We start from the raw sequence: 7,165 nt of genomic DNA, 5'->3' as shown, positions 1-7,165 counted from the left end.
CCCCGGACCCCCGAGCAGGAGGCCGGGCCACCAATGCCCGCCGACGGGACGGCGCTGACCAACACCGCGGTGTTGGTGAAACCAGCCCGAGTGACGCGGGAACCAACGTTCACACCGCACCCGCGGCTTGAACCAATGGACGCCCGAGAAGGGCGGTGCCGAACGCACCGAGCTGTTCGACACGCTTTATATAGGCTGGCCGCGTGAGTCGGATCGGCGCCCGCGCGCTTCGTGATGCAGTGCTCGACGAGGGCTCGTTCCAGAGCTGGGATACGGCGCCCCTTGAAGTGGCCCGTTCCGAGGATTACCAGCGCGAACTGGCCGAGGCATCGGCGAAGACCGGGCTCGACGAATCCGTGCTGACCGGCGAAGGCACCATTTTCGGCCGCCGCGTGGCCGTGGTGGCCTGCGAGTTCGATTTCCTGGCCGGATCGATCGGGGTGGCCGCCGCCGAAAGGATCACCGCCGCGGTGACGAGAGCCACAGCCGAGCGGCTGCCGATCCTGGCCTCCCCGAGCTCCGGCGGGACCCGGATGCAGGAAGGCACCGTGGCCTTTCTGCAGATGGTCAAGATCGCCGCCGCCGTCGAACTGCACAAGCAGGCCCACCTGCCCTACCTCGTCTACCTGCGGCATCCCACCACCGGCGGGGTGTTCGCCTCCTGGGGTTCACTCGGGCACGTCACCGCCGCCGAGCCCGGCGCGTTGATCGGCTTCCTCGGGCCCAGGGTGTACGAGCACCTGTACGGCGAACCGTTCCCCTCCGGTGTGCAGACCGCCGAGAATCTGCACGCCCACGGCGTGATCGACGGGGTGGTGCCGCTCGCGCTGCTGCGCGACACCCTGGACCGCACGCTGCGGGTGGTCGTGGACACTCCTGTCCCACCCCCTGCGCCCACAGCCCCTGAACCACTGCCCGACGTGCCCGCCTGGGAATCGGTGCTGGCCTCGCGGCGGCCCGACCGCCCCGGCGTGGGGTACCTGTTGCGGCACGGAGCCACGGACCGGGTGCTGCTCTCCGGAACCGAACGCGGCGAGGCCGCGACGATGCTGCTGGCCCTGGCCCGCTTCGGGGGACAGCCCGCGGTGGTGCTCGGCCAGCGACGCAGCGAGGGTGGGCTGGTCGGGCCCGGCGCGCTGCGCGAGGCCCGGCGCGGCATGGCGTTGGCGGCCGGACTGCAGCTGCCGCTGGTCCTGGTGATCGACACCCCGGGCCCGGCCTTGTCGATCGAGGCCGAGCAGGGTGGGCTGGCCGGCGAGATCGCCCGCTGCCTGGCCGAATTGGTCACGCTGGACACCCCGACGGTGTCGGTGCTGATGGGCCAGGGCAGCGGCGGGCCCGCCCTGGCGATGGTGCCCGCCGACCGGGTGCTGGCCGCGGCCAACGGCTGGCTGGCGCCCCTGCCGCCCGAGGGCGCCAGCGCGATCGTCTTCCGTGACACTGCGCATGCCCCGGAACTGGCTGCCGCACAAGGGGTTCGGTCGACGGATCTGCTGCGGGCCGGCATCGTCGATGTGATCGTGCCCGAGCATCCCGACGCTGCGGACGAGCCACGGGCCTTCACCCAGCGACTGTCGACCGCCATCGGCAGCGAGCTCTCCCAATTGCGTGCGGTGCCCGGCGAGCAGCGACTGCAGACCCGGCTGGACCGTTACCGGCGGACCGGGTTGGCCTGAGCTTCTCCGATTCCGGCACCGCCCAGATCAACGCTGTGGTCGCTCGGCTCGAGGATTCACGACCATAGCGTTGCTCTCGGGAGCTTTTGCGAGGCTCAGACTTCGATCGGCGGGTGCAGCCTGTCCATGGTGTATTGCCGGTCTCTTCGCGCGGCCCAAGAGCTGGCCGCCAGCGAAACGGCCAGCACGCCGGACAGCACTGCGATGGCGATCCACAGCCGCGAATCGATGCCGCCAACGATCAACTGGCGAAGACCGTTGACCGCGTATGTCATCGGGTCGACGGGGTGCAGGATCTGGAATGGTTTGGCCGTGGTCTCCACCGGATAGATACCGCCGGCCGAGACGAGTTGCAGCATCAGGAAGGCCAACGTCACCACCCGGCCCACCGATACCCCGAACAGCGCGTTGAACGCCTGGATCAATGCCAGGAACGTGCCCGCGACCAGCAGCAGGAAAGCCACCGTGGCCAACGGGTATTTGGCCTGCAGACCCACCCCGAAATGCACCACCACATACATCACCACGACCTGGCAGACCACGATCAGGAGGGCGGGCCAGTAGGAGGCCAGCACCACGCGCAGCGCGCCCAGGCCGTTGACCACCGGCCGGGACTGCAACGGCTTCAACAACATCCAGATGATGAGTGCACCGATGAACAGCGCCAACGGCAAGAAGAACGGAGCGAAGCCGGTACCGAACGTGGCGGCCGGATTGTGGGTCTGGATGTCCAGCGCCACAGGTGCGGCCAGGGTGCGCGCCACCTCGGTGCGCTGCTGCGGAGTCCAGGACGGGACCTGGGTCGATCCCTCTTTGAGCGCGGTGGCCAATTGCTGATTGCCGGCCTGCAGCTTCTCCGTGCCGGCCGCGAGTTCTCCTGCCCCGTTGGATAATTGGCGACCCCCGTTGGCCAGCTGCACCAGCCCGCTGTTCAGCCGCTGGGCACCGTCGTTGAGCTGGTGCGCGCCGTCACGCAATTTGACGACATCGGAACGCAGACCACCGGTAAGGGCCTTGTTGATGAACACCCGCAGCTTGCTGTTCGGGTCACCCAGCTCGCTCTCCAGCTGGGTAGCGTTGTCCCGCAACCGGATCAAGCCCTCGTCTGTGGTGGGGTCAAGACCGCGAGCTTGCAGCAGCCGTTGCGCTCCGGCGAGGAACTCCCCGGTGTCACGCACGGCGGGATCAGGGTTGTTGCGCAGGAATCCGACCGCCTGGTCGACGATCGCCGCGGCTTGGGCCTGGTCGATGTTGAGCGCGGCAATCCGGTCCGTGGTCGAGCGCACCGCCCCCGACAGCCGCTGTGCGGCCAGGCCGACCTCGTTGGGGTCCAATCCGAGTCCACTGACGCGGTCCAGCACGGTCAGTAGTGGATCGGTTGCGGTGTCGACCGCAGTCGACAACTGTCTGGTGCCCGCGGCCAGTTGGGAGGACCCGTCGCGCGCGGTGACCAGGCCGGCCGTCAAGGCGTCGGCCCCGGTGGACAATCGGTGTGCGCCGTCGTTGGCCGCTGCGCTACCGGTGGCCAGCTGCTGCGCGCCGTCGGCAGCCTTGATCAGGCCTGTTCCGGCATCCGTCAGTCCGGTCAGGACGGTGCCGAGGGTGCGTTCGCCGATCTTCGCGTTGATCTGGTTGAGCACCTCACGGGCGGCATTCTGGCCGATGATCGAGCCCAGGTAGTTGTTGGCGTCGTTGAACGTGAAGCGCACGTTGGCCTGGTGCGGCGACCCACCCGACGGAGAAGTGATGCTGGTGCTGAAATCCTGCGGCAGCGTGATCGAGAAGTAGTACTTGCCGTCGGCCACCCCGTCAGCTGCCTCCTGCGCCGAAACCCGGTGCAGCTGAAGCTGACCCGAATCAACCAGCGCATCGGAGACCTCGTCCCCGGCCTTGACCTGCTCACCCTCCACGACTGTGCCCCGGTCCTCGTTGACCAACGCCACCGGAACTTTGTTCACCTCGCCGAACGGGTTCCAGAACGCCCACAGGTACATCGCGCCGTACAACAGCGGCAGCAAGATCACCGTCACGAGCGCGATCCGCGGCATCGTCCCGCGCGAGAAACGTTTCAGGTCGGTACCCAACGACATTCCGGCTAGCACGGTTACTCGCCACCTTTCTGCGAACCGGCCAGCTCGGCCAGCGTGGTGTTGGGCACTGTCAACTGGGCCCGCACAGCCGAGGCCAGATGGCCGGGCACCCCGTTGACCGTCGCGGTGATCACGGTCTGCTTCTCCCCCAGCGCGATCAGACGACCCAGCACGATGTCGCGGTTGCGGTCATCGGTGAGGTGGTCGAGGTTGCCGACCACCAACAGCGGCGGGCTCGCGGTGTTGGCCAGGGCGATGCGCAACAGGATCTGGTCGAGCTCGGTGAGGCCGTCGAAGTAGGACGTCAGCGACGGCAACGGCAGCTCCCCGAACACCGGGGCACACATGGCCGCCAGATCGTCTTCGTCGGCGCGGCCCACCAGCGTGTACCAGGGCGCGTCCCACCGACGTTGCTCTGTCACCAGATCACGCACGGTCACCGATTCGGACACCGTGTCGAGTTCGTCGATCCCGGCCAGGGCCGCGCAGCGGAAGATGTCGGTGGCGCGGGTGCGCCCGAACACGGTCAGCTGTCCACGCGCCGGCTTCATCCGGCCCGCCAGTGTCATCAACAGCGCGGTGCGGCCGGTGCCCGCCGGGGCGGCCAGCACGGTGACGCCGCCTTCGTCGATATCGAGATCGATGGGCCCGTACACCGGACCCCAGGGGCCGTGCATCGCGATCGCCCGCGCGGTGAGGGCCGGTGGCTTTTGCTCGTCCTCGCCGGGATCACTCTCGGGACTTTGCTCAGGCATAGGCACATCACAACACATCGGGCGGGCGCGCACAGGCAACCGCAAACTCCGCCAGCCTGGCGATTCCTGAGTGAACGCTGTCCACACCCTCCGAGACTTCGGGTGACGGCGGTCACGCTTCGGACAGGCCAGCTCAGTACCGCACTGACACAACTGATTTGGAGCCATCGTCGATCCGACCGCAAACCGCGTTGACAACCTCCGCGGGTAAGGCTTCTAATGAATGTCGCGCTTCGTTAGGTGAGGCTCCTACTCGAACACAGGCCACTGATCCGACGACGTCGAGAGACGCCCAGGGTTAGGACAGGTCTTCCCGGCCTAAGGGATGACCCGAAGTGGCTTCCCACCTCTGGTGGGACACGTCGTGTAGTGCCAAAGCTCTGATGAGGAAGTGCTCGCGCCCGCCACGTTGTCTGGCCATGCGCCCCACTTCCTCTTCAGGTCTACAGCTGACGAATGCGTCAAGACCAACGGCGTTGCGTGCGCCTGACAGCGAGGAGGTGAAGACGAAATGACGTCAAGTGACAGTCCGTATCCCAGACCGATTCGACAACGTCTGTCCGTAAACACCTATCCGCCGTCGAAGGCTGCGTAGATCCCCCACCTCGGATGCCCGCGGTGGGCGGCCGCCGCGTGCCTGCCGACACGGATAGCTCCGATTCTCATGGAGATGATCCGATGCAGCGCAACACTTTTCTTCGTCATGCTCACGGCTTGATCAGAGGTCCGATCGCGTGGATCCACACGCGCGCGTCACTGACCCCGCAGGAGCGGCACAACCTGAGGATGAGCAACACCCCGGTAGCGGTCTTGACCGCTTCCCTGGGCGGTGGCTCTCACCGCGCTCGATAGCCGAGCATCCCAGATCCCGTTGACCTGACGATCTTTCACGTCACGATCGACGCGAACTGATCCATCCGTACCCGAACCCCACCTCAGGTCGCACCGAATGCGGCTTCCGTCAGCCGATTCGGTGCGACCTGTGGCGGACCGTCCGGACCACGAGCGGGACACCTTGGCGGTCAAGATACTTCAGCAGTGCGCGCGGCTGGTGGTGAGTCAGTTCGTCCCGCCGACGGGCTGATCACCGAGCGGTGCCGGGTGCAAACCGTCAGAACGGCAGCGGCGATGATCACCTCGAGCAATGCAATCAACGTCGCCGTCGTCATCACCGCCGAAGCCGGGACCGTGGCCACCGCGCCATGATGATGGGCGGGCATCGGGGTGTGCAGGGCGATCATCGCCAGGCTCATCAACGCAATCGTGCACCAGACGGAGGGAGTGCCACTGCGCCACAGGTGACCTGCGCAGTACAGGCAACCCACGATCATCGCCGCAAGCACCACGGCGGCCACCAGATTGGCGGTCATCCCGAGCATCACCACATGCAGCGTCGCCGAACAGGCAGCCAACAGTGCACAGGAGCGTCGCCCCAGAACGCTGCAGGCGTGCGTGACGGACATGCCTCCTATCGTCGCAGCAATCACACGTCGACGCCGCCAAAAAGCGGATGAGCTCCCGAAACGCCGGTGCGCATTCGCGTATCGCCGTAGCGTCTGCGCCATGACGAACTTCGTAGCCCGCCGCTGCCGGTCGCGACGGACGATGACCACCGTCCTTCTCGCGGTCGCGTTGACGGCCGCGTGTGCGACCAATACGACGTCGACCGACACGACGACTACCGGCGAGGCCGGCAACGGCGAACCGGCAGCGGGCCGGGTCGTGGTGATCACCACCGGAGGGACCATCGCGACGAGCACAGATGCCAACGGCGTGCGCCGCCCGACAGTCAGCGGCGCTGATCTGGCGGCCGGCCTCGATGTCCAGGTCGTGGACGTGATGAAGAAGGACAGCTCACAACTGACGCCGGCCGACTGGGATGTGATCGGCGCGGCCGCCAAGAAGGCGGTGGCCGATGGGGCGTCCGGCGTGGTCATCACCCACGGCACCGACACCATGGAAGACACCGCGATGTGGCTGGATGTCACCTACAACGGGCCGGCACCGATCGTGCTGACCGGTGCGCAGCGCAGCTCCGACGCCCCGGATGCCGACGGGCCGACAAACCTGCGGGACGCCCTGACCGTGGCGTCCAGTCCGGCCGCTCGCGACCAGGGCGTGATGATCATGTTCGCCGGCGACGTCTTTCAAGCGCTGGGCACCCACAAGGTGAACACCCAGGACCTTCACGCCTTCGGCGGCACCCCACCGATCGGCTCGGTCGCCGAGAACACTTTCAAGCTGGACCATCCCGCGCAGCGGCCTTTCGTCGGCGACGTGCCGGCGGCCGGAGCGCCGCGGGTCAATGTTGTCGCGGCCTATCCGGGCGATGGCGCGGGGCCCATCGATGCGGCGGTGGCCGCGGGAGCCCGCGGAATCATCGTGGAGGCATTGGGTTCCGGGAACGCCGGTGACGGCGTCGTGGACGCGGTACGCCGACACGCGCCCGCCGGTGTGGCATTCGGGATCTCCAGCCGGGTCCCGACAGGGGAAGTCATCGCCGAATACGGTCCCGGTGACGACATGGTCAAGGCCGGCGCCGTGATGGTTCGCCACCTTCGGCCGAGCCAGGCGCGGGTACTGATGATGGCTGCGCTGGCCGCCAAACAGCCGGTGGGCGACGTGATCAAGCGCTGGGGCTGAT

At 67.2% G+C, this 7,165-nt stretch carries 5 protein-coding genes and 1 riboswitch; of the genes, 2 read left to right on the top strand and 3 right to left on the bottom strand.

Annotated elements, in window-relative coordinates; all coding sequences use genetic code 11:
- The first annotated feature begins 203 nt into the window (after window positions 1-203).
- On the top strand, window positions 204-1,676 hold the full coding sequence (locus tag E0T84_RS26320) for a carboxyl transferase domain-containing protein (RefSeq protein ID WP_138745945.1): 1,473 nt from the start codon (window positions 204-206) through the stop codon (window positions 1,674-1,676).
- 95 nt (window positions 1,677-1,771) lie between these two features.
- Here the strand turns inward: E0T84_RS26320 and E0T84_RS26315 are convergent, their stop codons facing one another.
- From E0T84_RS26315 to E0T84_RS26300, 3 genes are all read right to left on the bottom strand, one after another.
- On the bottom strand, window positions 1,772-3,766 hold the full coding sequence (locus E0T84_RS26315) for a YhgE/Pip domain-containing protein (protein WP_171055185.1): 1,995 nt from the start codon (window positions 3,764-3,766) through the stop codon (window positions 1,772-1,774).
- A gap of 14 nt (window positions 3,767-3,780) precedes the next feature.
- A complete protein-coding gene (locus tag E0T84_RS26310; protein WP_138745943.1) occupies window positions 3,781-4,521 on the bottom strand; it encodes a hypothetical protein in 741 nt (246 codons plus the stop codon).
- A 225-nt stretch (window positions 4,522-4,746) separates the two neighbouring features.
- A riboswitch (M-box (ykoK) riboswitch) is annotated at window positions 4,747-4,919 on the top strand.
- Between the two features lie 624 nt (window positions 4,920-5,543).
- The gene (locus tag E0T84_RS26300; protein ID WP_138745942.1) at window positions 5,544-5,984 is read right to left on the bottom strand and encodes a hypothetical protein; all 441 of its coding nucleotides are present in this window, start codon (window positions 5,982-5,984) and stop codon (window positions 5,544-5,546) included.
- 100 nt (window positions 5,985-6,084) lie between these two features.
- On the opposite strand from E0T84_RS26300, the gene E0T84_RS26295 reads away from it, so the two are divergent.
- Window positions 6,085-7,164 (top strand): asparaginase, encoded by a 1,080-nt coding sequence (locus E0T84_RS26295; RefSeq protein ID WP_138745941.1) that lies wholly within the window; start codon window positions 6,085-6,087, stop codon window positions 7,162-7,164.
- Window position 7,165: the final 1 nt, after the last annotated feature.

The sequence above is a fragment of the Mycobacterium sp. DBP42 genome (genome assembly GCF_005924235.1).
In the GTDB taxonomy this organism is placed as follows: domain Bacteria; phylum Actinomycetota; class Actinomycetes; order Mycobacteriales; family Mycobacteriaceae; genus Mycobacterium; species Mycobacterium syngnathidarum.
This window is presented reverse-complemented; position numbering and strand designations above follow the sequence as displayed.